Origin of the sequence: Bacillus sp. 3a, from assembly GCF_017161885.1 — a bacterium.
GTDB lineage: Bacteria > Bacillota > Bacilli > Bacillales > Bacillaceae > Bacillus > Bacillus safensis.
The window spans coordinates 1,903,755-1,926,221 of sequence record NZ_CP067376.1; the positions used below are offsets into that span (position 1 = coordinate 1,903,755).

Genomic DNA, 22,467 nt, shown 5'->3' on the forward strand with positions numbered 1-22,467 from the left:
TTTTTATATTTTCCCTCCTTTTTTTACATATCTGCCTTTTGATGAGACAGACTATTGTGTAGAAAAGGAGAATGAATGGTATGAGCAGATTAAAGAAAATGTTCGGGGACATGGATGTTACAAAAGATTTATTGCTCCTCCTCACGATTGGCGGGTTATATGCACTTGCCATTGCGCTTTCAAATACGTTTGTAAATGTGTACTTATGGAAACAGTCTGGGAAATTCACGGATCTTGCGATTTATAACTTGGCCATTGTGGTGCTTCAGCCCATTACGTTTTTATTCGCTGGCCGGCTCGCAAAAAAAATAGACCGGGCGTTTGTCCTTCGTTTCGGTGTCATCTTTTTAGCCGCTTTTTATTTAATTGTCTTAATGGCAGGAGAACAAGCGGCCGCACGGCTAGTTTTATTGGGAAGTGTCCTTGGGATCGGCTATGGTTTTTACTGGCTTGCTTTTAATGTACTCACCTTTGAGATCACCGAGCCTGAAACAAGAGACTTCTTTAATGGATTTCTCGGGGTGCTTTCCTCAACTGCCGGCATGATCGGTCCTCTCATTGCGGGGATTGTCATTTCTCAGTTAACGGATGATACAGGCTACACAGTCATTTTCACATTATCGCTTTTTTTGTTTTCACTAGCGGTTGTGATGAGCTTTTTCCTCAAAAGAAGGCAGTCTAAAGGCAAATTTATGATCAAACAAATTTGGAAAGAACGTCATGCAGACGAGAATTGGCGTAGGATTACAACAGCTCATTTTTTTCAAGGGCTTCGTGAAGGGGTCTTTGTCTTCTTAATCAGTGTCTTTGTGTTTATTGCAACAAATAGTGAGCTTGCTCTCGGGACGTTTGGTTTAGTGAATTCAGGTGTTGCCTTTTTTGCTTATTTCTTCGCTACCCGTTTGATTAAGAAAAAGTGGCGGAAGAAGGCCATCATGCTTGGCGGGCTGATTTTATACGGCGCCTTGTTTTTAATCGTTTTCCACTTGTCCTATGTATCACTTCTGATGTATGCGGTAGCCATTGCAATAGGATATCCGCTCCTGCTTGTTCCTTATGTATCCTTAACATATGATGTCATTGGCCATGCAAGGTATGCCAGAAAGGCCCGAATTGAATATATTGTGGTCAGAGAGCTATTTTTAAATGCCGGCCGTATTTGTTCGATTGTTTTGTTCCTGCTGTCTGTCACCTTACTAGGTGATGAGCTCGGAATCCCGGCATCACTTGTTGTGCTCGGAGCGGGGCACACCCTCATTTATTACTTTGTAAAAGATATTCATTTGAAAGAAAAAACAGCTGATATGAAAGAGGCTGACGGTCAAAAGCCAGTTTCTCAAACGAACCTTATTAAGGGAGAAAGGTAAAATTTCTTACCTATGGAACATCAAATTTCTAGATAAATGATAGAAAAACGGCTAAAATGATGATGGCACCTTTTATACACAAAAAGGGGTGCCATTTCTTTCTTGATAGAAAAGGTGATGTGATGAGAAACAAGAAAAACAAAAAAGACGCGAAGGAAGGGCGTAAAACACTTCCGATCCGGCTGAATTTATTATTTTTAGCTGCCTTTATTATTTTTACCGGCGTTGTCGTTAGACTCGGATTTGTGCAAATTGTCAATGGAGAAGATTATAAAAAGCAGGCAGAAAAACAAGAGGATGTGAATGTCAGCTCATCTGCTCCGCGCGGAAAAATTTATGATCGAAACTACAATACGATTGTCAGCAATAAAGCGCTAAATGCCATTACATATACGAGAACCTCGACGACTTCACAAGAAGAGCGGCTCAAAGTGGCATCAAAATTAGCGGATATGATTCATGTGAGTACGAAAAAAATCACAGATCGTGACAAAAAAGATTTCTGGATCTTAACGCATCCAAATGAAGCGAAAAAGCTTGTTCAAAAGGAATCAGAATTAAAGGGTGACGATAAGGTCTCTGATGATAAACTATATGAGCTTCAGCTAAAACGCATCACAGACAAGGAATTAAATCAACTGACGAAAAAAGATTTACAAGTGCTTGCCATTAAAAGGCAGATGGATGGAGGCTATGCACTTACGCCTCAATTTATTAAAAATGAAGATGTAAAGCCAAGCGAAATTGCTTACGTCTCTGAGCATTTGGACGAGCTGCCAGGTGTTGATGTGACGACAGACTGGTCACGCAGCTATCCGTATAAAGGACTGCTCCGCAGTATGCTCGGCAGTGTTTCTTCGAGTGATGAAGGTCTTCCGCAGTCACTTCTTGAGCATTATCTATCACTCGGCTACAGCCGAAATGACCGTGTAGGAAAAAGCTATCTCGAATATCAATATGAAGATGTCCTGCAGGGCCAAAAGGAAAAAGAACAGAGCACAACTGATAAACAGGGCAATGTCACAAGCTCTAAAGTGTTAACAGAAGGTAAGAGCGGGAAAGACCTTGTGCTTACAATTGATATTCAGCTGCAAAAAGCGGTTGAAAAAATTATTGAAAAGAACTTGAAAAGTGCGAAACAAAGAGGGGGAACTGAGCTTCTTGACCGCGCATTTGTTGTCATGATGGACCCGAGAAATGGAGAGGTTCTCTCTGTTGCGGGTAAGCAGATTTCAAACAAAAACGGAAAATACAAATTCGATGACTACGCATTAGGAACGATGACCTCCTCATATGCGATGGGATCAGCCGTAAAAGGGGCAACGGTACTGACTGGATATAAAACAGGCGCTATTCATATTGGAAGTACCCAATACGATGAACCTCTTTATATCGCCAATTCACCGCCGAAGAAATCCTATCAAAATATGGGACTTATTAATGATTTAACAGCACTAGAGCGTTCATCAAACGTATATATGTTCAAAACAGCGATCGCCATTGGGAAAAGCGAATATCGTAAAAAGCAGCCGCTCCCAATTGATCCGAAAGCATTTGATACGTTCCGCTACAATTTCAGTAAATTTGGCCTTGGCGTCAAAACCGGTATTGACCTGCCAAACGAAGCAACGGGCTACAGAGGAACGTCTACACAATCGGGTCTCTTACTTGACTATGCGATTGGACAGTATGATACGTTTACACCGCTGCAAATGGCGCAATACGTTTCAACCATTGCAAATGGCGGGTATCGTTTACGTCCGCAGCTTGTCAAAGAAGTGAGAGAGTCAGACCCGCAGCGAGGCATTGGAGCTGTGACGGAATCCGTCAAACCGGATGTATTGAATAAGCTAGACATGACAAGTGATGAGATCAAACGCGTTCAGCAAGGCTTCAAGCTTGTCATGCAGAACCCAAGAGGGACAGCCTATTCAAACTTTGGCAACAAAAAGTATAATCCAGCCGGCAAAACAGGAACCGCTCAATCATTCTATGACGGTCCAATTAAAAGCAAGCGCGGTACATCGACGTATAACACAACTCTTGTTGCGTATGCGCCAGCTGATAATCCAGAAGTGGCTATTTCCGTTGTCGTGCCATGGGTGTATCAAGACTACAACCAGCGCTATCCAATTACAAATGATATTGGTGAACAAGTATTAGATAAGTATTTTGAACTGAAATCAAAACAGGAAAGCAATGATACACAGGCGAAAAACAAAAACAAAATTGAAAATGAAGCAGAAACAAATAACTAGACCTTTCATAGGTAAAAACGCTCACTTTTTGTGGGCGTTTTTTTACGTTTTCTTCAAAAATTCCGATATAAATTGACAAAATTCATAAAAAACGCCGCAATTTCTCTACAAAACTTCGACATTTACAAAACCTTAACATTCCATTTAAACGAAATTAATAAAGAACCTTTAATGTATTACTCGTAGGACAAATTATTCAGGGGGTATTCTTGAAATGAAAAAGAACAAATTATGGCTGCTTACTTTCCTTACTATCGCATTGTTAGCATTCGTCACAGCATGCGGAAACAGCAGCTCAAGCGGAGATTCAAAAGACAGTAAAGGAAATGCTTCAAACAAAGATGAGGCATCAGGTTCCATTACCATCTCAGGATCATCTGCGATGCAGCCTTTAGTTCTTGCGGCAGCAGAAAAATTCATGGATAAACATCCAAAAGCCGATATTCAAGTACAAGCCGGCGGTTCAGGAACAGGACTTTCTCAAGTTTCAGAAGGATCTGTACAAATTGGTAACTCAGATGTATTCGCTGAAGAGAAAGACGGAGTCGACGCAAAAGCTTTAAAAGACCACAAAGTAGCAGTTGTTGGAATGGCCGCAGCTGTAAACCCTGAAGTGGGTGTCAAAGACATCACAAAGGACGAATTGAAAAAAATCTTCACTGGTAAAATCAAAAACTGGAAAGAGCTTGGCGGGAAAGACCAAAAAATCACGCTTGTTAACAGACCTGATTCTTCAGGAACACGTGCAACATTTGTGAAATATGCACTTGATGGTGCAACACCTGCAGAAGGAATCACAGAAGATTCTTCAAACACAGTGAAAAAGCTGATTGCAGAAACACCAGGTGCGATTGGATACCTAGCATTCTCTTATTTAACAGATGACAAAATTACACCGCTTAGCATTGATGGTGTGAAACCAGAAGAAAGCAATGTAGAAAGCGGTAAATATACAATTTGGGCATACGAGCACTCTTATACAAAAGGTGAGCCGGAAGGTCTAGCAAAACAATTCTTAGATTACCTTATGAGTGATGAAGTACAAAAAGAAATCGTCAAAGACCAAGGCTACATCTCAGTCTCTAATATGAAAGTAGAAAGAGACGCAACAGGCAAACAATCGGATAAGTAAGAGGTCTTGAATTGCTGATGAAGGAAAAGTGGAGCATTTCACTTTTCCTTTTATGACATTCATAGGAGTGTAGAAAAAGATGAAGCAGATAGAACATACAGAAGCGAGCGATCGGCTGATCAGCTCGAAGAAAAATAGGCAAATGGATGAAGTAAGAGGAAGTATTTTGGTGAAATTCTGCGCATTCTTAATGATTGCAGTATCCATCGCCATCACAATATTCCTTGGCATTAAGGGTTTACAATCTTTCATCGTAAATGGTGTAAGCCCAATTGAGTTCTTAACCAGTATCAATTGGAACCCAACAGCAGAAAACCCGGAGTACGGCGCATTTCCTTTTATCTTTGGATCGATCGCCGTCACGCTTCTATCGGCACTTATTGCAGCGCCGCTAGGCATCGCAGGAGCGATCTTTATGACAGAAATTGCACCTGCATGGGGCCGGAAAATTCTCCAGCCAGTCATTGAATTGCTTGTAGGGATTCCATCCGTTGTTTACGGATTCATAGGTCTTACAGTATTGGTGCCGTTTATCGGACATTTCAAGTCAAGCGGCTCAGGGCACAGCGTGTTAGCAGGAACGATTGTCCTGTCTATTATGATTCTGCCAACCGTTACATCTATTGCAACTGATGCAATGGCTTCACTTCCAAAAAGCTTACGTGAGGGATCCTATGCACTTGGCGCTACAAGATGGCAAACGATTAGACGTGTGCTTGTACCGGCAGCTCTTCCAACATTAATGACAGCAGTCGTTCTTGGAATGGCAAGAGCATTTGGTGAAGCCCTTGCCGTTCAGATGGTCATTGGAAACACGCGTAATTTACCAGAGAGCATTATGGATACAGCTGGTACATTAACAACCATTATTACGTTAAACATGGGTCACACAACGTATGGAAGTGTTGAAAACAATACACTTTGGTCAATGGGTCTTGTCCTTCTAGTTGTATCGTTTATGTTCATACTCATTATCAGATACTTGTCGTCTAGGAGGAAGATTTAATGAATAGCAAAATGACCGATCGTTTTGCCACGTTTGTTTTTGGATTATGTGCCGCCATTATTACGGCGATCCTAGTTGGTTTGTTTTCTTATATCATCTTCAACGGTGCAAAAGAATTAAATTTTGACTTTTTGACAACCCGCTCAAGTGCAATTGGCTCTGGCGGCGGTATTAGGGATCAGCTGTTTAACTCATTTTACATTTTGTTTATAACAATGCTGATCACAGTGCCACTTGGTGTCGGCGGTGGAGTGTACATGGCTGAATATGCGCCTCAAAACAAAGTCACTGATTTTATTCGCACATGTATTGAAGTGTTGTCTTCACTTCCTTCTATTGTCATTGGTATGTTTGGTTTACTCATGTTTGTCAATTTAACAGGCTGGGGCTATACGATCATCGGAGGAGCTCTTGCGCTCACGGTGTTTAACTTGCCAGTGATGGTCAGGGTGACAGAAGATGCGCTTCGCTCTGTACCAAAGGATCAAAAGGAAGCATCACTTGCGCTCGGTGTGACGAAATGGCATACAGTGAAGACAGTCCTGATTCCAGGTGCGATTCCTTCTATTATTACCGGTGCGATTTTAGCATCAGGAAGAGTCTTTGGGGAGGCAGCAGCGCTTCTTTTCACAGCAGGTCTCACCACACCGCGTCTTGATTTTACAAACTGGAGTCCATTTTCTGATACGTCACCGCTGAATATTTTTAGACCGGCAGAAACATTAGCCGTTCATATATGGAACGTCAATACACAAGGAATCATTCCAGATGCAGAGGCCATTGCAAATGGTGCATCAGCCGTACTTGTGCTTTCAGTTTTAGTATTTAACTTAGCAGCTAGATGGCTTGGTTCATTTATTCATAAAAAGCTTACGTCAAAATAATGTGAGAGAGGTGTGAAGGGGATATGGTTCAAATGCTAGCAGAAAAAAAAGAGATTGCAGCAAAAAAGGCTCCACTTCAAGCGGAACAGATTTTACAGGTGCAGGATTTAAGCATTTATTATGGTGAAAAAAGAGCGGTCAATCACATTTCATTTGAAATTGAGAAGAACGCAATTACCGCATTAATCGGCCCATCTGGCTGCGGGAAATCAACCTTTTTACGCAGCATTAACCGCATGAACGACTTGATCCCAGGTGCGAGAAGTGAAGGGGCGATCATGTACGAAGGACTCAATATTTTGGATGACCGCATTAATGTGGTGAATTTAAGAAGAGAAATCGGCATGGTTTTCCAAAAACCAAACCCATTTCCTAAATCGATCTACAATAACATTACCCATGCGTTAAAGTATGCGGGTGAAAAAAGAAAATCAGTGCTTGATGATGCAGTAGAGGAAAGCTTAACAAAAGCAGCGCTGTGGGATGAAGTCAAAGATCGTCTTCACCGCTCGGCTTTGTCATTATCCGGCGGTCAGCAGCAGCGCCTTTGTATTGCGCGTACACTTGCGATGAAGCCCAGCGTTCTTTTGTTAGATGAACCCGCTTCTGCCCTAGACCCGATCTCAAATGCAAAAATTGAAGAGCTATTATCAGATTTGAAAAATGATTATTCGATCGTCATTGTGACACACAACATGCAGCAAGCGTTACGTGTATCTGATCATACGGCCTTTTTCCTGAACGGTGATCTAGTAGAATATGATGCCACTGAACGTATCTTTACACGTCCTGCGCAGCAAAAAACAGAAGACTATATCAATGGTCGATTTGGATAAGGCGGGTGGATTTTGATGAATGCAGTAGCAACTGAAACAGCAAAAAAAGAAGTGTTTCGTGTGAATGATATGAACCTTTGGTATGGACAGCATCACGCACTGAAGCATATTGATTTAGACATTAAAGAGCATGAAGTCACAGCAATTATCGGTCCGTCAGGCTGCGGAAAGTCAACGTTTATCAAGACCTTAAATCTTATGGTCAAAACAGTGCCAGGTGTGAAAATCACCGGAGATATGATGTATAACGGCGACAATATTTTAAAAGGCCGCGTTGATCTAGTGGAACTGCGTAAAAACGTCGGGATGGTCTTTCAAAAAGGAAACCCATTCCCTCAGTCTATCTTTGATAATGTCGTCTACGGACCAAGAATTCACGGCGTGAAGAGCAAGCAGCAATTGAAAGAAATCGCTGAAAAAGCGCTTCGTGATGTTGCCCTTTGGGATGAAGTGAAAGATCGATTAAATGCACCAGCATTAGGTCTTTCCGGCGGTCAGCAGCAGCGTCTTTGTATCGCAAGAGCTATTGCTACAAGCCCAGACATTTTACTAATGGATGAACCAACATCAGCGCTTGATCCTGTCTCAACATTAAAGATTGAAGAATTAATTATGAAATTAAAAGAGAAATACACGATTGCCATTGTGACACATAACATGCAGCAAGCGGCGAGGGTATCAGATAGAACAGCCTTCTTTTTAATGGGAGAGCTTGTTGAGGTCAATGATACGAATGTGATGTTCTCAGAGCCAAATGATCAAAGAACAAATGATTATATATCTGGTCGATTTGGATAATAAAACCCCCTGGAGGTCAGCGCCGCCAGGGGGTATTGTTGTTATTTTGTTAAGGCTTTGACGATTTGTTTGAACGTCATCCCTGTTTTTAAATTGAACTTGCCTGCACGAATTTCTTTATGGTAGCCGGCGTCAATCACGTAATCATTAAAATCTTTAGACGAGTTGATGATTCCGTCCTTTTCAAGCATGTCTGACACATCACTTGTGCTCATCCCGTTTTTAATAACAAATTTGACCGATTTGCCTTTAGGCTTGTCCGATGTTTCTTTATCATTTTTAGAATCGCCGTCTTCATTTGCTTTCAGTGCTTTTTCTTTATAATCAAGAAGCTGCTGATATGTTTCACGGCTGACAGAGACTTCTTTTTTAGAGTCTAAATAGTTTTTCACATCGGTGTCTGTTACTTTCGCTGCAAGCGTTTCTTTTGTGGTTGTATCAGCCGCCGCTTCATCTTTTCCAGTGAGGAAAAAAACGATCGCCAGAACACCAGTTGCAAGAATCATACCTGCCGCAAACGTTTGGATGCTTTTTTTCGTCATACAAGCACCTTCTCATTGTCTTTAATGATCATGTTGACCTCATCTACAGATACATGTTCAGCGCGCGCAATGGCCTCAGGAGACATGCCATTTTGATGCTTTGAAATGATTTGTCTTGCGATAGATGGATCAATTTCTGAATGTTTGCGGACGACAATGTTTGTTTCAAGCAATTCTTCTTCAAGAACCTTCATTTTCTTTTTCAGTTTATAGATTTCTTGCATTGCAGATAGTTGAAGTGTTTCAAGTTCCTGCTCGACTTCTTTAATCGGCTCTCTTTGAAAATATGAGAATGCGATCAGTACGATACTGACAACAAGCAATCCGATAATTGCAATTTCCATGTTTCATCACCTTTTATTCATATTTTAATGCTGAAAGCCATAAAAGGCTTTCATGATTGTTTCAGACAGTTTTCGACCCTTCTTTTTTATACCATAAAAAAGCTAGTTTCAAAAGGAATTGCTGAAAAAATCACCTTTTTTTCATCTTTTTTCTTTTTATATGAAAAACGAGTATGAAAATCTTGCTCGCTGTCAAAATAAAAGAGGGTTTCTCATGTATACAGTACGACAAAGATTGAGGTTTTATAGGGGAGCAGGCTATTTTTCATGAAATGATCGTGCGATATGGATCAGAACGCGGATGGATTGCACTGAAATTCAAATTGGTGAAAAAACATTCTAGCATTCCTAAGCTAGAAGTGGTATTATAGTTAGGTCTGAATGTGAATTGATTTTAGTTTGGAGGGAAAAACATGCGCGTAAATATTACTCTAGCTTGCACTGAATGCGGTGAGCGTAACTATATTACTAAAAAGAATAAGCGAAACAATCCAGATCGCGTTGAATTCAAAAAGTATTGCTCACGTGATAAAAAACAAACTTTACATCGTGAAACAAAGTAAGCAGCAGGGAATTTTCCTGCTGTTTTTTTATGATGGGAGATGATCTGTGTGAAAAAGGAACTTCGCCTTCAAACATTAGCCAAGCTGGACCAGATGAGTGCCGAAGAATTCAAGCGAAGCACCGCTTTACTTCATGAGCGCTTGTTTCAACTGCCAGCATGGAAACAAGCGAATACGGTTGCACTTACCATGTCTAGAGGAAAAGAGGTACCGACAATGCCTCTCATTGAAAAAGCATGGCGGGAGGGGAAAACAGTATGTGTACCCACCTGTTTTCCGGAAACAAAAGAGATGACGTTTTATGAATATACACCAGAAACGAAAATGATCTCCCGCTACTTTGGGCTATTGGAGCCAGATCCTCTGACGTCGGCCACTGCATCTAAAGAATCAATCGATTTGATCATTGTGCCTGGTGTGTGCTTCGATCGAAAAGGCTACCGTATCGGATATGGGGGCGGCTATTATGACCGCTACTTAGCTGACTATCACGGCGAAACGCTTGCCCTTTGTTTAACAGTACAGCAAACCGAGCATATTCCGGCTGAAACGCACGACATCCCGGTCTCAATCATGGTCAGTGAGAAGGGTACCATATATCTAAAATAAAGTCCGCTGCATATACATATGAACGGGCTTTTTTTGTTGAGCGAAGGTGCTTGCTTATGATCAAAAGTCACATGCACGATAGCGATCAACATTCTTCATTAAAAGGCATTTTAGCTGACGGGGGATATGTTTTGAAAAAATTTCGTGGAAAGAAAAGATACTTCCGTAATATGTGGGAGGAAGTGAATACTTGTGACTTAAAACTTGATCGTGATTTATGGTATTTTGGCATACGCACCTTGATTTTTTTGGAGTCGGGGAAATAGCTTAAAAATAAGAAGAGAGCATATCAAAGCTCATATCGCTTTATATCATAGGCGGCTAAAACAGCTTGAAAGCTTTGAAAAGCCATACCAAACTTGGATTTGTATTCACGAACATGCCCCTGGTTTAGACGCTGTATATGTTCATACACCAAATCCATACGACAGTTACTTCCCGCACAAGGTGAAGGAGTTATAGCCGAATTGTAAGCTGCCTCATACCTTCAAGGATTTAATCGACCTTCATCCATTTGATGTTTCTTATGATCAATCAGAGTGCGGAGAGGTCTATTATATTCAATCAAAAGAACAAGGGATTAGATTGTGAAGGCCTCTTTATGAAAGGAACCTTTTAAGCGATAAAAACGATGGTTCATGCATAAACAAATCCTATTTAAGCCACGATACGAACATAGGAGGGAATATGATGAATAAAATGATTTGGAGCATTGTGTTCACACTGTTTGCATTCGTTCTCGTGCAAAATCGTTATCGGCTCATGAATTTGGTTTTAGGGCAAAATCAAGTCCGGCACTTTTTGATTAAATGGCTGATGAAAATCCCATATTTTCGGACGAAATTTATTCGCCAAGCATTCTAATCCCGCAAAAGCCGGGATTTTTTTGTTTAGAAATGCGGATAAGAACGATTCTTGCTATAATAATGTAAAAAATGGAGCGCGAATGTATGAATGTCATAGATAGTTTATTTTGGCGAGTTGTTGATGAACTTAGACAAAAAGGATACGAGATGATTCAAAGTCCGTACCCAGAAGATGAAATATTTTTTGAAGCACCACGAAACTCAGGTTATGATCTCATCCGTCTATATAGAAAAGATGTGAATTTCAGGCAGGAGATCGTTCGAGATATCGAGGAGCAAACATATCGGATCAATCAGCTGAGAGAAGCTATGCGTAAACGATCTCTTCATCTCCTGCAGCTGCAATTTACAACTGATGTTCCAGTAGATGATTGGGAAGACCTAAACGGTCAGCCGCAAAAAGAGAATAAGGTGACAGTTACTCCTGTATTACTCAATGCAGACACGCTTCAAAACGATGTAAACGAACTGCAAAAATGGCTGAATACATCGCTTGCAGTAGATGTAGAAGAAGCGAAGAAAGATACAGCTGAGGATGCAATGCAGCTGAAAAGGAACGTGCTTCAGGCATTTGATGATCAGGAAAAGCAGCGAGAACGAGAACGGGCCGTGTTTCAAAATGGGAGACCCATTTTTACCTACTTGCTGATCGCTGTCCAAGTGGTGATGTTTCTTTTACTTGAGCTGTCAGGCGGAAGTACCAATACCGCAACTTTAACAGCATTTGGTGCTAAAAATAATGTGCTGATTTTAGAGGGTGAATGGTGGCGCCTGATGACACCAATGTTTTTACATATTGGCTTGACGCACTTACTCTTTAATACTTTTGCTCTTTGGTCCGTTGGAGCGGCTGTTGAGAGAATTTATGGGTCGGGAAGATTTTTGCTCATCTATTTGATTTCCGGCATTTTTGGCTCTATAGCGAGCTTTGTGTTTAATACGGCAATTGCAGCCGGTGCATCTGGCGCGATCTTTGGCTGCTTAGGCGCACTGTTATATTTAGCCATCTCAAACCGAAAGCTTTTCTTTCGGACGATGGGGACAAATATTATTGTCATTATCCTCATCAACCTAGGAATAGGCTTCACTGTATCAGGTATTGATAACGCAGGGCATCTTGGCGGCCTGGTTGGCGGTTTTTTCACCGCATTAGCTGTCCGTCTGCCTAAACAGATCCAGCCTGTCAAAATGCTTCTTGCGAGTGCTGCTTTGCTCTTTATTGGCGGTTTTGGATTGTATACAGGGTTTCATTCTGACGATCAAAAGGAAGCAGCGGCAACAAGTGAGGCAGCAAGTTTATTTGATGAGAAAAAGTATAGCGAAGCAAGTGAACGACTAGAGGAATATGTGCACGATAAAGATGCATCAGCTGAAGCACTTCATATCTATGCACTATCGGAAGCGCAGCAGGGCCAACTTGATAAGGCTATTCAATTTTTACAAAAGTCGCTTGAAAAAGATCCAGATGATCCAAATAAACTGTATCATTTATCGCTTTTATACGTAGAAAAAGGAGAGACAGCGAAAGCAGAGGATCTATTAGCGAAAGCGTTAAAACAAGATCCTCAAAATGATCAATTTTTAAAGCTGAAACAATATATCGAAAATAGTCAAACACGTTGAATGACTTGACTGAAAGCGCATTTATGAATACGCTTATCCTATCTGTTGATGAAAAGAAATGGTGGAAACAATGAAAACGTTATATGATGTACAGCAGCTGCTCATGAGATTTGGAAATTATGTGTATTTCGGAGATCGTGAAGTAGAATTAGAATTTATGGCAGACGAATTGAAGGAAATGTATACATCGGGCATCATTGACCGGACCGAATGGTCAAACGCAATGACGATTCTTCAAATGGAGCTAGCCAAATTAAATCGAAAAACAATGTGAAGGTGGAGGGCATATGACAGGGGATTGGTTTGTAGGTATTGATCTTGGCGGTACGACAATTAAGCTTGCGTTCATTAATCTATATGGTGAAATTCAGCATAAGTGGGAGATTCCTACGGATAAATCCGGGCAGACGATCACAGTCGATATTGCCAAATCAATTGACCATAAACTGGTTGAGATCAGTATGCCGAAATCAGCACTTATTGGGATCGGAATGGGTGCACCTGGACCTGTAGATAAAGTATCTGGCATTGTCTATAAAACAACGAATCTGGGCTGGACAAACTACCCCTTGAAAGATCACCTAGAGGCAGAGACGGGACTTCCATCTGTCATTGAAAATGATGCGAATATTGCTGCACTCGGTGAAATGTGGAAGGGTGCAGGCGATGGCGCAAAAAATATCCTGATGGTCACACTTGGAACAGGGGTTGGCGGCGGCATCATCGTCAACGGTGAAGTTGTTCAAGGGGAGACAGGTGCTGGCGGAGAAATTGGCCATATTTGTGCCGTTCCATTTCAAGGAGCACCGTGTAACTGCGGAAGAACCGGCTGTATTGAAACGATCGCATCTGCAACTGGCATCGTCCGGATTGCAAAGGATAAATTAGAAACCGAGCAGCATACATCTTCACTTGGCAAGCTCGCTTCGCTATCGGCAAAGAATGTATTTGAAGCGGCAGAAAATGGAGATGATCTTGCAATGCGTGTCGTAGAAGAAGTGACGACACATCTTGGACTTGTCCTAGCAAATCTTGCTAGTGCTTTAAACCCAACAAAAATTGTAATTGGCGGCGGTGTTTCAAAAGCAGGTGAGCTTCTTCGCAGTAAAGTAGAGCGCATTGTGAAACAACATGCTTTCCCGCCTTGCGCTGACGATGTTGAAGTGGTAATTGCATCACTCGGAAACGATGCGGGTGTTATCGGCGGTGCATGGATGGCAAAAACCAAATGGCTGTCTTGAACAAAAAAGTCATAATGATGTCATTTTTATTAAAAAAAGCGATAGATAGGCATGAAATTGGATGTTTAGCATATTCATAAGTTTGTCATGAGGAAAAAGACATTGATTTTCCATCATATACAGGATAAGATATACTTTAGTTATTTTTCTAGAAGCACCAATAATTAGGGTATATCTAGAGCCTGGGTGCGCGCTTAGCATAAGGAGGTTACAATGCGAAAGAATAGATTAAAGGCGATTTCATTTTTACTGATTGCGACATTGCTGATGTGGGTCAAAACCTATGTTATCTATAAATCTAGCTTCAATATTAAAATTGAAAATTTCATGCAGGAGTTTATCCTGTTTATTAATCCGCTTAGCTTTCTCTTGTTTATCTTCGGTATCGGTTTATTTTTCAAAGAAAAAAATCGCAATCGATATATCATCGTGACAAGCTTTATCCTAACATTCGTTTTGTTAGCCAACATTGTGTTTTATCGATTCTATAGTGATTTTCTAACCATCCCCGTCCTATTTCAAACAAACAATATGGGTGACCTCGGGTCCAGTATTACCTCTTTAATTGAACCAGTCGATTTACTGATGTTTGTTGATATCATCATTTTAATTTGGCTCTATAAAAAACAGCCTTCCTTTAGAACAGATGTCACCGTTTCACGAAAAGAACGAGCAGCATATTACTTATTTGTGGCAGCTACATTTTTCTTTAACCTTGGTTTAGCTGAAACAGAAAGACCAGAACTGCTTACTCGCTCATTTGACCGTGAGATGCTGGTGAAAAATATCAGCTTATATAACTTCCATATTTATGATGGGGTATTGCAATCGAAGCAGTCCGCCCAGCGGGCTCTTGCTGACAGCAATAGCTTAACTGAAATTGAAAACTATGTAAGCGCAAATCAAACGGACCGTAATGAAAAGACATTTGGTCAAGCAAAAGGACGAAATGTCATTCTTGTATCACTTGAATCTACACAGAGTTTCGTGATCAATGAAAAATTAAACGGGAAAGAAATTACTCCGTTTTTAAACAAATTGATCAAGAAGAGCTATAACTTTACTAATTTTTATCATCAAACAGGTCAAGGGAAAACATCTGATTCAGAGTTTATTGTAGATAATTCTCTTTATCCACTTGGAAGAGGGGCTGTGTTCTTCACAAATCCAAGTAATGAGTTTACAGCGACACCTGATCTGTTAAAGGATGAGGGCTACCACTCTTCTGTTATTCATGCGAATAACAAAAGCTTCTGGAACCGTGACCTTATCTACGATAGCTTTGGCTACGATAAGTTCTTTGATATTAAATCATTTGATGTGAATGAAGAAAACTCAGTTGGCTGGGGACTGAAAGATGGTCCGTTTTTTGAGCAGTCCGCTGAATTAATGAAATCGATCCCGCAGCCTTTCTATACGAGATTGATTACATTAACGAACCATTTCCCTTTTGATTTAGATGAAGAAGATAAGCTCATTGATGAATATGATTCAAAGAGCAAAACACTGAACAAGTACTTCCCTACAGTGCGTTATCAAGATGAAGCCCTTAAGCTTTTCTTTAAGAAGATGAAGGAAGCTGGGTTATACGATAACTCCATTTTTGTTTTGTATGGGGATCACTACGGAATTTCTGAAAACCATAACGAAGCCATGGGACAATTCTTAAATAAAGAGATTACGCCATTTGAAGAAGTGCAGCTTCAAAAAGTCCCGTTTGTTGTACACATTCCAGGGGTAACGGATCAACATCCAAAAGAAATTGATACGGTAGGCGGTCAGGTCGATATCCGTCCAACTGTACTCAATCTTCTAGGGATTGATACAAGTAAACAAATTCAATTTGGTCATGACCTTTTATCAAAAGATACGAATGACTTTACAGTACTCCGTGATGGAAGCTTTATTACGAAGGACAGCATTTTTACAGATGGTGTTTGCTACAATAAAGAGACAGGCGAGCCAGCAGATGATAAAAATGTGTGTCAGTCTTATGAAGAGAAAGCGAAGCAGGAGCTTCAATTCTCTGATCAAATCATCTACGGAGATCTCCTTAGATTTTATGATCGAAACAGCCCGGACCATTCACCATCCAAAAAAGAAGGTGAAACGGAGCTGAAAAAGGCGTCCTAATAGATGAAAAAACCTCTGGTATTTTAGAAGCAGAGGTTTTCTTTTTTTGTCTGACGGCTCATATAGTATGAGAGGAGGGATGTAAATGAAGACAACGTCGTTTGGAAAAATTGAATGGCAGCTGGATGAAGCAGGGAGGGATGCTGTGGCAAAGCAGCTTGGTATTGGTAAAGCTGCTTTTCATTTATCTAATCAATCAAGCACTGATAACCTTCTTTTACCGGGATATAGACTTCCAGAAGGAGTCCATGTATTTGATTCGATAGGTGATGTGCAGAGATTTATTGCACCTTACAGACTGCAGCAATCCGATGATTGGATTAATGGAACATTTGAATATGATAGCGCTCGATTAGAAGAAGAGCTGAGCCGCTTGAAAGCCGTATTTCCTTTTCTTCATATCAGCGTCATTGGCCATTCAGTGCTTGATACACCTATTTATGAGATCCGAACAGAGCCTGTTCAGCATTTACATTCTATTCATCTCAATGCCTCATTTCATGCAAATGAATGGATCACGACGTCTGTTTTATTAAAATGGTTGAAATCGCTTTGTTTAGCAGCGTCAGATCCGGTACAGGCAAGACATTATGAAGCGGTTCATATCCTGCAGACCACCGCTTTATCCATCGTGCCAATGGTCAATCCAGATGGAGTGGATTTGGTTCGTAATGGACCGGAGTCACTAGGTCTTCATCGTGAAGAATTCACACTGCTAAACGAGGGATATTCCGATTACCGGGAATGGAAAGCAAATATTCGAGGGGTGGATTTAAACAATCAATTCCCTGCTTATTGGGAGATCGAGTACTATCGTCATCAGTCGAAGGCACCATCCTACCGGGATTATCCTGGGCGCGAGCCATTAACAGAACCAGAAGCGAAAGCGATGGCCAATCTTGCGTTGCGAAAACGATTTGACCGGCTGATTGCCCTTCATACACAAGGAGAAGAGATCTATTGGGGGTTTCTTGGCCATGAGCCAGCCATCTCAAAAGAAACGGTCAAACGATTCGAACGAGTGAGCGGCTACAAACCGATCCAATATCTCGACAGCTATGCAGGCTATCGCGATTGGTTTATTTATCAATTTCATAGTGAGGGCTATACAGTCGAGCTTGGTCTAGGGAAAAATCCTCTTTCCATGGATCAATTTGATTCGATCTATGAAAAAACAAAGCGGCTTTTGTGGGAAGCGTGTAAGTGTTAAAAGCACCTGTCTGGTGCTTTTTCATATTTTGAGAAAATCAATTGCTTATAGTCAATAAAAACAATGTTGAAGCAATTGACGAAGGCCTCCTTGTAAGCTATTGTGAAAGATATGGATGTAAAAAAAAGGATATGATTTAGGGAGATGTCGACCATTGAGTGCTCAAAGCCTGTGGAAAAGAAATTTTACTTATTTATTTGTTTCTAAAATGTGCAAAATTACGGCTGATAGTTTATCTTTCAACACCATCTTGTGGCTTTTAGTACTAGGAGGGAAAGGGGCCATAGGGACAGCTTTTTTTATTGCAGTCAGCTTTGTTCCTCAAGCGATTGTTGGACCATTTATTACGCCTATGATGAAGCCGCATCAATTGAAATTTTGGATGTGTTTTGCTGATTTAACACGAGGAGCAATTATCCTTGTGATCGTGGTTAGTTACTTTTATGGTTTCACACCATTAGTCCTCATCATTGGCTGTATGCTGCTGCATTCGGCGACAGGAGGCTCCTATGAACCGGCATCTGTATCGATTATCCCAAAGCTTGTTCATGAGGACCTCATACAAAAAGCGAATGCAACGATCCAATCAGCAAGTCATGTAGTAAGACTTGTGACGGTCACGATTTGTGGTGTCATGATTGCGTTTGTAGGCGTAGGTTATACAATGCTTGTGATCATTCCTCTTTACCTTTTGTCCGCTTTATTGGTGTTCATGATTTCATATCAAACAGAATTCATCATCGATAAAGCCAAAAAAGGGTTATCTTACGGCAAAAGATTAATTCGAGGTTTTTCACTTGTTAGAAGCCATCATATTTTGTTTCCATTAGCGATTTTTTGTGTCTGCTCAAACTTTGCTGCGGCACCATGGGAAGCATTGTCTGTTATTTATTTAACGGAAGACTTACATAGTGGACCGGTCGTCTATTCATTCATCAAAGTCACAACCGCACTAGGCGCATTTTTGATGGGGTTTGTTTTGACAAAGATAAAAGTGAATCGGTATGGATTGCTGTTTATAGGTGCTGGGATTGTTGATGGAATTGCCTTCTTTATCACAGGTATGAACGCATTGTTACCACTTGTGTTTATATCAGCTTTTGCTTTAGGAGCAGCCATTAGTGCAGTTAACGTACCCGAACATACGATGATTCAATTGTCAGTTAAGGCAGAGGATCAGCCGCAAGTGTATGCAATTATCAATATGATTTCTTACTTAATGATTCCGTTAGGCGCCCTCATTGGCGGTTATATGGCAACCCTGTTTGGATCTGGGTATGTCATTGCGGCTGGCGGTATCATTGAAGCTGTTTCAGGTATATGCCTGCTTCTGTTTACAAAGATCGGGAAGGTAGAGAGAGCGGATTTGACGATAGAACGAGACAAACCTGCCGTAAACGCAACGTAAGCATGGCATGATTGAATGAGGATAGGTTACAATGAGGACGAGAAAACATGAGAATTTAATGGAAAGGGGAAAAATTATGGCTATAGCAGACGTCACCATCATTCCAATAGGCACTGAAACACCAAGTGTCAGTGCTTACGTAGCAGATGTACAAAGAATTTTAGAAGGTTTTCAACAAGAAGGAAAAATCAAATATCAATTAACACCGATGAATACGTTAATTGAAGGCGAATTATCCGTTTTATTTGAGGTCATTCAGCGCATTCATGAAGCCCCTTTTGAAAAGGGATTGCACCGAGTAGCGACCAATATTCGCATCGATGACAGACGGGATCAAACCACAACACTTACAAGCAAATTAGAAAGCGTGAATAAGCATTTAAATCAATAAAAAAAAGCCTGCTATAAGCAGGCTTTCAGCGTGTAGACAAACCCTCGCATTCTTTGTCAGGTCTGCGCTCCGGTGCTCACGAATGTTTCAATTCGCTCCGCTCCGGTGCTCGTCCTTCCTAGACTGCAAAGGTTTTCTATCACGCTGAAAAGAAGACAAAGGGCTAAAATCAAGACCATTTTAGCCCTTTGTCAACAATCTGAAGCCTGCTAAATGCAGGCTTTTTAATGTGCAGTTGGATAACCGCTATAGATGATGGTCATGACAGTGAACCATCCAAAAACCAAAAATGTAGCGCCTGCAAAAGCGATGGCAAGTACGTTCACTTTTTTTAGTGAGCGATAGATACCGAGCGCAGCTAAAATCGTGACTAGACCAAAAATAATGACGAGCATCATGTGAAAGTCCCCCTTTGTCATCAATCCCCTTGATTTCCTTTCTTTTCATTTTAACCGTTTTCATATAGCTTGTCGAGTAGATTCCAGTTGACGATTGTTTGAATTTTTATTGAATAGCCTTCATAATAAAAAAGAATGAATAAAGTAGGTGATGAAAATGAATTGGAGAAGAATGCCACTAGGCTATGTACAAGCGAACGCATATATTTGGAAAAATGAGCAGGGAGAATGCTTAATTTTTGATCCAGGCGGTGAAGCGCAAAAGCTGATTTCCTATGTAAAAGAAAAACAGCTTACACCGCTTGCTGTCTTATTGACACATGCTCATTTTGATCATATTGGCGCGGCAGATGAGGTGCGCGAAGAGTGGGGAGTGCCGCTGTATGTACACGAAAATGAAAAAGAATGGCTCACGAACGCTGAATTAAACGGTTCAGCTCGATTGATTGGGAATGGAATTACGGTCAAAGAAGCTGAAAAATTGATTACGTCAGAAGGAACGCTTCAAATTGGATCGTTTACATTAGAAATGTTCCATACACCAGGGCATTCACCAGGCAGTGTGTCTTACTATTCGGCGGAAGAGGGCTTTGTTATTTCTGGTGACACGCTATTTGAAGGCGGCATCGGGAGAACAGATTTAGTAGGCGGCAGTCAGGAAGTGCTGCTACAATCAATCCATCAAAAATTATTGTCATTGCCAGAATCAACTCTTGTTTTAAGCGGACATGGCGGGGAAACGACTGTGCTGACGGAGCAGGAGCAAAATCCGTTTATTAATGGTTTTTCTCTTTAATTGCAGGCATGAAAAAAGCATCTCTTTAAAAGAGATGCTTTTTTCAATTAATGTCCGGTACCGGGAACCATGATGAAAATCGAATAATAAGTAAATCCGGCAAAGAAAATCGTCAAGTACGCTCCGAAAATGTAAATATACATTCTTTCGGATAAATTCAAGTAGGATAAAAATACAAAAAGAACGGTTTGACCGAAGAACAGCAGCGATGCATCTTTCATATGTCCTAAATAGAACATGACAGCAAAAATACCCGTCCAAAAGCCAAGCACGCGGAACATGCGATTCATTTCTTTCCCTCCCCTTAAAAACCCCTTTGATTCATATTATAGCTGATCATCACTTGTTATGTAAACATTTACATTTTTGACATCATGTGAACAATTTATTTTGAATGTAGAAAAAATTTTTTTGAAAAAATGATGAAAAAGTGTTTATGCTGAAAAACATGAGGGTACTTACTCCATAAGAGAAAAGGTTAACGACCTAAGGAGGAAGACTAATGAGTGACATTACTTTTTATTCATACCCGAGCTGCACGTCTTGCCGCAAAACAAAACATTGGTTAAAGGCGAATCAAATTGATTTTAAAGAGCGTCACCTTTTCAGAGAAACGCCAACACTAGATGAATTAAAAAAGATTCTTTCTTTAACAACTGAAGGAATGGATGAAATTTTAGCCACACGAAGTCAGGCTTTTAAAAGCTTAAATTTAAATATTAATGACTTAAAAGTAAACGAGGTCTTACAGCTTCTCATTGAAAAACCAAAGCTGCTACGGAGACCAATCATTATTGATGGAAATAAACTGGTAGTAGGTTATAATCCAGGAGAACTCATGAAAATATCAAAAAAGAAAGCGATTCATCAATCAGTTTCCTAATAAAAAACGAAGATCAGCTGAAACATGCTTCAGCCGTCTTCGTTTTTGTGCTGAACTGGGCTAGCTGGGTTCGAACCAACGATCACGGAGTCAAAGTCCATTGCCTTACCACTTGGCTATAGCCCAATATCAAACGTGTAATGATATTGTTCACCATCTGCGGTCATTTATACATAAAAGTTGTATGTCACGAATTTTAGTGAAAAAGGAGCGAAAGAAGTAAATGAAAAATGAAAAATCTAAGCAATTATATGAATTTATCCTAAAAGAAGCCCCTGTCATGACCGAAGAATGGCTAAAAACAAGAACAGAAGAAGGCTCATTATATTCTAAACATGCTTCAGAGGAAACGGAAAAGAAGCTGAAGGAACAGAACACAGCGTTTATTCAAACCATTGCAGCCACGCTTGTGACACTGTCTGACAAAGTAGAAAACCATTTGAAAAAGTGGTCTGTTGATATTGCACGTGATCGAGCAGTGCACGAGGTGCCGCTATATGAAATCATTGGACAGTTTAAGATTTTCCGCCACATTTTCTGTTCGAGAATTGAGACATTCACCCAAGAAACCGAGCTTGAAGTGACGCTGCAAGATGTGTGTCAGTGGAATCAGCACTTTCACGCCACATTTGATGACATGATTGAGCGTTTATCAGAAGAATATGACCGCGTGACACTTAGTCAGCTGAATGCACAAAGAGAGATGATTCAAGAACTAAGTGCCCCAGTTATTCCAGTATCAAAGGAAATTGGGATTTTGCCGCTGATTGGAGAGATCGATACGTACCGGGCCAAAATCATTCTGGAATCCGTACTAGAACAGGCTTCAAGACTGCGTCTAACGCACTTATTTATTGATATTTCTGGTGTTCCCGTTGTTGATACGATGGTGGCTTATCAGCTGTTTAAAGTGGTCGATAGTGCGAAACTGCTAGGAATTGAGACGATTATTTCAGGCATCCGACCAGAGATCGCTCAAACTGTAGTGAAACTGGGCATTGATTTCTCAAAAGTAAATACTGAGCATAGCCTTGCAAAAGCGTTAGAAAAAAGAGGATTTCGTATCTTTGAAGAGCAGCCGCAAGAAGCCACATCATGACCAAAAAACCTGTACTTGTAAAAGTCAGGTTTTTTTATATGCTCTTTTCTAAAAAATGATGTAATGCATCGTGAGTTGAG

Annotated in this window: 24 protein-coding genes and 1 tRNA gene; 20 read left to right on the forward strand and 5 right to left on the reverse strand. The window is 40.7% G+C overall.

The window, feature by feature from the left end:
* The first annotated feature begins 80 nt into the window (after nucleotides 1-80).
* The 7 genes from JJ692_RS09605 to pstB (JJ692_RS09635) all read left to right on the forward strand — a co-directional run bounded on the left by JJ692_RS09605 (nucleotide 81) and on the right by pstB (JJ692_RS09635) (nucleotide 8,281).
* The gene (locus tag JJ692_RS09605) at nucleotides 81-1,367 is read left to right on the forward strand and encodes an MFS transporter (RefSeq protein ID WP_024422996.1); all 1,287 of its coding nucleotides are present in this window, start codon (nucleotides 81-83) and stop codon (nucleotides 1,365-1,367) included.
* 122 nt (nucleotides 1,368-1,489) lie between these two features.
* Entirely contained in the window at nucleotides 1,490-3,625 is a 2,136-nt protein-coding gene (locus JJ692_RS09610) for a peptidoglycan D,D-transpeptidase FtsI family protein (protein ID WP_041106887.1), read from the forward strand.
* Nucleotides 3,626-3,839: 214 nt separating this feature from the next.
* Complete coding sequence (locus JJ692_RS09615) at nucleotides 3,840-4,757, forward strand: phosphate ABC transporter substrate-binding protein (RefSeq protein WP_024422995.1); 918 nt, start codon at nucleotides 3,840-3,842, stop codon at nucleotides 4,755-4,757.
* Nucleotides 4,758-4,836: 79 nt separating this feature from the next.
* Nucleotides 4,837-5,763 (forward strand): phosphate ABC transporter permease subunit PstC, encoded by a 927-nt coding sequence (gene pstC / locus JJ692_RS09620; RefSeq protein WP_024422994.1) that lies wholly within the window; start codon nucleotides 4,837-4,839, stop codon nucleotides 5,761-5,763.
* The gene (gene pstA, locus JJ692_RS09625) at nucleotides 5,763-6,647 is read left to right on the forward strand and encodes a phosphate ABC transporter permease PstA (RefSeq protein ID WP_025092964.1); all 885 of its coding nucleotides are present in this window, start codon (nucleotides 5,763-5,765) and stop codon (nucleotides 6,645-6,647) included. Before pstC ends, pstA begins: the two co-directional genes overlap by 1 nt.
* A 23-nt stretch (nucleotides 6,648-6,670) precedes the next feature.
* Nucleotides 6,671-7,483: a phosphate ABC transporter ATP-binding protein PstB gene (pstB, locus tag JJ692_RS09630; protein ID WP_024422992.1), complete on the forward strand. Its 813-nt coding sequence runs from the start codon at nucleotides 6,671-6,673 to the stop codon at nucleotides 7,481-7,483.
* 15 nt (nucleotides 7,484-7,498) lie between these two features.
* Nucleotides 7,499-8,281 (forward strand): phosphate ABC transporter ATP-binding protein PstB, encoded by a 783-nt coding sequence (gene pstB, locus JJ692_RS09635; RefSeq protein ID WP_024422991.1) that lies wholly within the window; start codon nucleotides 7,499-7,501, stop codon nucleotides 8,279-8,281.
* Between the two features lie 41 nt (nucleotides 8,282-8,322).
* Here pstB (JJ692_RS09635) and JJ692_RS09640 read toward each other — a convergent pair whose 3' ends face one another.
* Entirely contained in the window at nucleotides 8,323-8,823 is a 501-nt protein-coding gene (locus tag JJ692_RS09640) for an endolytic transglycosylase MltG (protein ID WP_024422990.1), read from the reverse strand.
* Nucleotides 8,820-9,167, reverse strand: a complete 348-nt coding sequence (locus JJ692_RS09645) for a hypothetical protein (RefSeq protein WP_024422989.1) — start codon at nucleotides 9,165-9,167, stop codon at nucleotides 8,820-8,822. Before JJ692_RS09645 ends, JJ692_RS09640 begins: the two co-directional genes overlap by 4 nt.
* Nucleotides 9,168-9,580: 413 nt before the next feature.
* Here JJ692_RS09645 and rpmG point away from each other — a divergent pair, with 413 nt between their 5' ends.
* From rpmG to JJ692_RS09695, 10 genes are all read left to right on the forward strand, one after another.
* On the forward strand, nucleotides 9,581-9,730 hold the full coding sequence (gene rpmG, locus JJ692_RS09650) for a 50S ribosomal protein L33 (RefSeq protein WP_008360061.1): 150 nt from the start codon (nucleotides 9,581-9,583) through the stop codon (nucleotides 9,728-9,730).
* Between the two features lie 48 nt (nucleotides 9,731-9,778).
* Complete coding sequence (locus tag JJ692_RS09655) at nucleotides 9,779-10,339, forward strand: 5-formyltetrahydrofolate cyclo-ligase (protein WP_073206301.1); 561 nt, start codon at nucleotides 9,779-9,781, stop codon at nucleotides 10,337-10,339.
* Nucleotides 10,340-11,029: 690 nt separating this feature from the next.
* Nucleotides 11,030-11,203: a hypothetical protein gene (locus JJ692_RS09660; protein ID WP_162176177.1), complete on the forward strand. Its 174-nt coding sequence runs from the start codon at nucleotides 11,030-11,032 to the stop codon at nucleotides 11,201-11,203.
* An 86-nt stretch (nucleotides 11,204-11,289) separates the two neighbouring features.
* Nucleotides 11,290-12,828 (forward strand): rhomboid family intramembrane serine protease, encoded by a 1,539-nt coding sequence (locus JJ692_RS09665; RefSeq protein WP_024427979.1) that lies wholly within the window; start codon nucleotides 11,290-11,292, stop codon nucleotides 12,826-12,828.
* A 70-nt stretch (nucleotides 12,829-12,898) separates the two neighbouring features.
* Nucleotides 12,899-13,102, forward strand: a complete 204-nt coding sequence (locus JJ692_RS09670; RefSeq protein WP_008342322.1) for a YqgQ family protein — start codon at nucleotides 12,899-12,901, stop codon at nucleotides 13,100-13,102.
* A gap of 13 nt (nucleotides 13,103-13,115) precedes the next feature.
* Nucleotides 13,116-14,069, forward strand: coding sequence for an ROK family glucokinase (locus tag JJ692_RS09675; protein WP_025092968.1), 954 nt, complete (start codon nucleotides 13,116-13,118; stop codon nucleotides 14,067-14,069).
* 213 nt (nucleotides 14,070-14,282) lie between these two features.
* Nucleotides 14,283-16,202 carry an LTA synthase family protein gene (locus JJ692_RS09680; RefSeq protein ID WP_206533697.1) on the forward strand — a complete coding sequence of 640 codons (1,920 nt, stop codon included), beginning with the start codon at nucleotides 14,283-14,285 and terminating at the stop codon, nucleotides 16,200-16,202.
* Nucleotides 16,203-16,287: 85 nt separating this feature from the next.
* Nucleotides 16,288-17,412: a M14 family metallopeptidase gene (locus tag JJ692_RS09685; RefSeq protein ID WP_151040073.1), complete on the forward strand. Its 1,125-nt coding sequence runs from the start codon at nucleotides 16,288-16,290 to the stop codon at nucleotides 17,410-17,412.
* Between the two features lie 154 nt (nucleotides 17,413-17,566).
* Nucleotides 17,567-18,820: an MFS transporter gene (locus tag JJ692_RS09690; protein WP_206533698.1), complete on the forward strand. Its 1,254-nt coding sequence runs from the start codon at nucleotides 17,567-17,569 to the stop codon at nucleotides 18,818-18,820.
* 76 nt (nucleotides 18,821-18,896) lie between these two features.
* Nucleotides 18,897-19,211 (forward strand): MTH1187 family thiamine-binding protein, encoded by a 315-nt coding sequence (locus JJ692_RS09695; RefSeq protein WP_024427984.1) that lies wholly within the window; start codon nucleotides 18,897-18,899, stop codon nucleotides 19,209-19,211.
* A 224-nt stretch (nucleotides 19,212-19,435) separates the two neighbouring features.
* Here JJ692_RS09695 and JJ692_RS09700 read toward each other — a convergent pair whose 3' ends face one another.
* Entirely contained in the window at nucleotides 19,436-19,609 is a 174-nt protein-coding gene (locus tag JJ692_RS09700; protein ID WP_003217333.1) for a DUF2759 domain-containing protein, read from the reverse strand.
* A 157-nt stretch (nucleotides 19,610-19,766) separates the two neighbouring features.
* On the opposite strand from JJ692_RS09700, the gene JJ692_RS09705 reads away from it, so the two are divergent.
* Nucleotides 19,767-20,405 (forward strand): MBL fold metallo-hydrolase, encoded by a 639-nt coding sequence (locus JJ692_RS09705; RefSeq protein ID WP_024422981.1) that lies wholly within the window; start codon nucleotides 19,767-19,769, stop codon nucleotides 20,403-20,405.
* Nucleotides 20,406-20,452: 47 nt separating this feature from the next.
* On the opposite strand, the gene JJ692_RS09710 is transcribed toward JJ692_RS09705, so the two are convergent.
* Entirely contained in the window at nucleotides 20,453-20,695 is a 243-nt protein-coding gene (locus tag JJ692_RS09710; RefSeq protein WP_003217440.1) for a DUF2626 domain-containing protein, read from the reverse strand.
* Nucleotides 20,696-20,907: 212 nt separating this feature from the next.
* On the opposite strand from JJ692_RS09710, the gene JJ692_RS09715 reads away from it, so the two are divergent.
* A complete protein-coding gene (locus JJ692_RS09715; RefSeq protein ID WP_007501232.1) occupies nucleotides 20,908-21,288 on the forward strand; it encodes a Spx/MgsR family RNA polymerase-binding regulatory protein in 381 nt (126 codons plus the stop codon).
* 55 nt (nucleotides 21,289-21,343) lie between these two features.
* Here JJ692_RS09715 and JJ692_RS09720 read toward each other — a convergent pair.
* Nucleotides 21,344-21,414 (reverse strand) — tRNA-Gln (locus tag JJ692_RS09720).
* 97 nt (nucleotides 21,415-21,511) lie between these two features.
* Between JJ692_RS09720 and JJ692_RS09725 the strand changes: the two genes are divergently transcribed.
* On the forward strand, nucleotides 21,512-22,387 hold the full coding sequence (locus JJ692_RS09725) for an STAS domain-containing protein (protein ID WP_024422979.1): 876 nt from the start codon (nucleotides 21,512-21,514) through the stop codon (nucleotides 22,385-22,387).
* The last annotated feature ends 80 nt before the right edge of the window (nucleotides 22,388-22,467 follow it).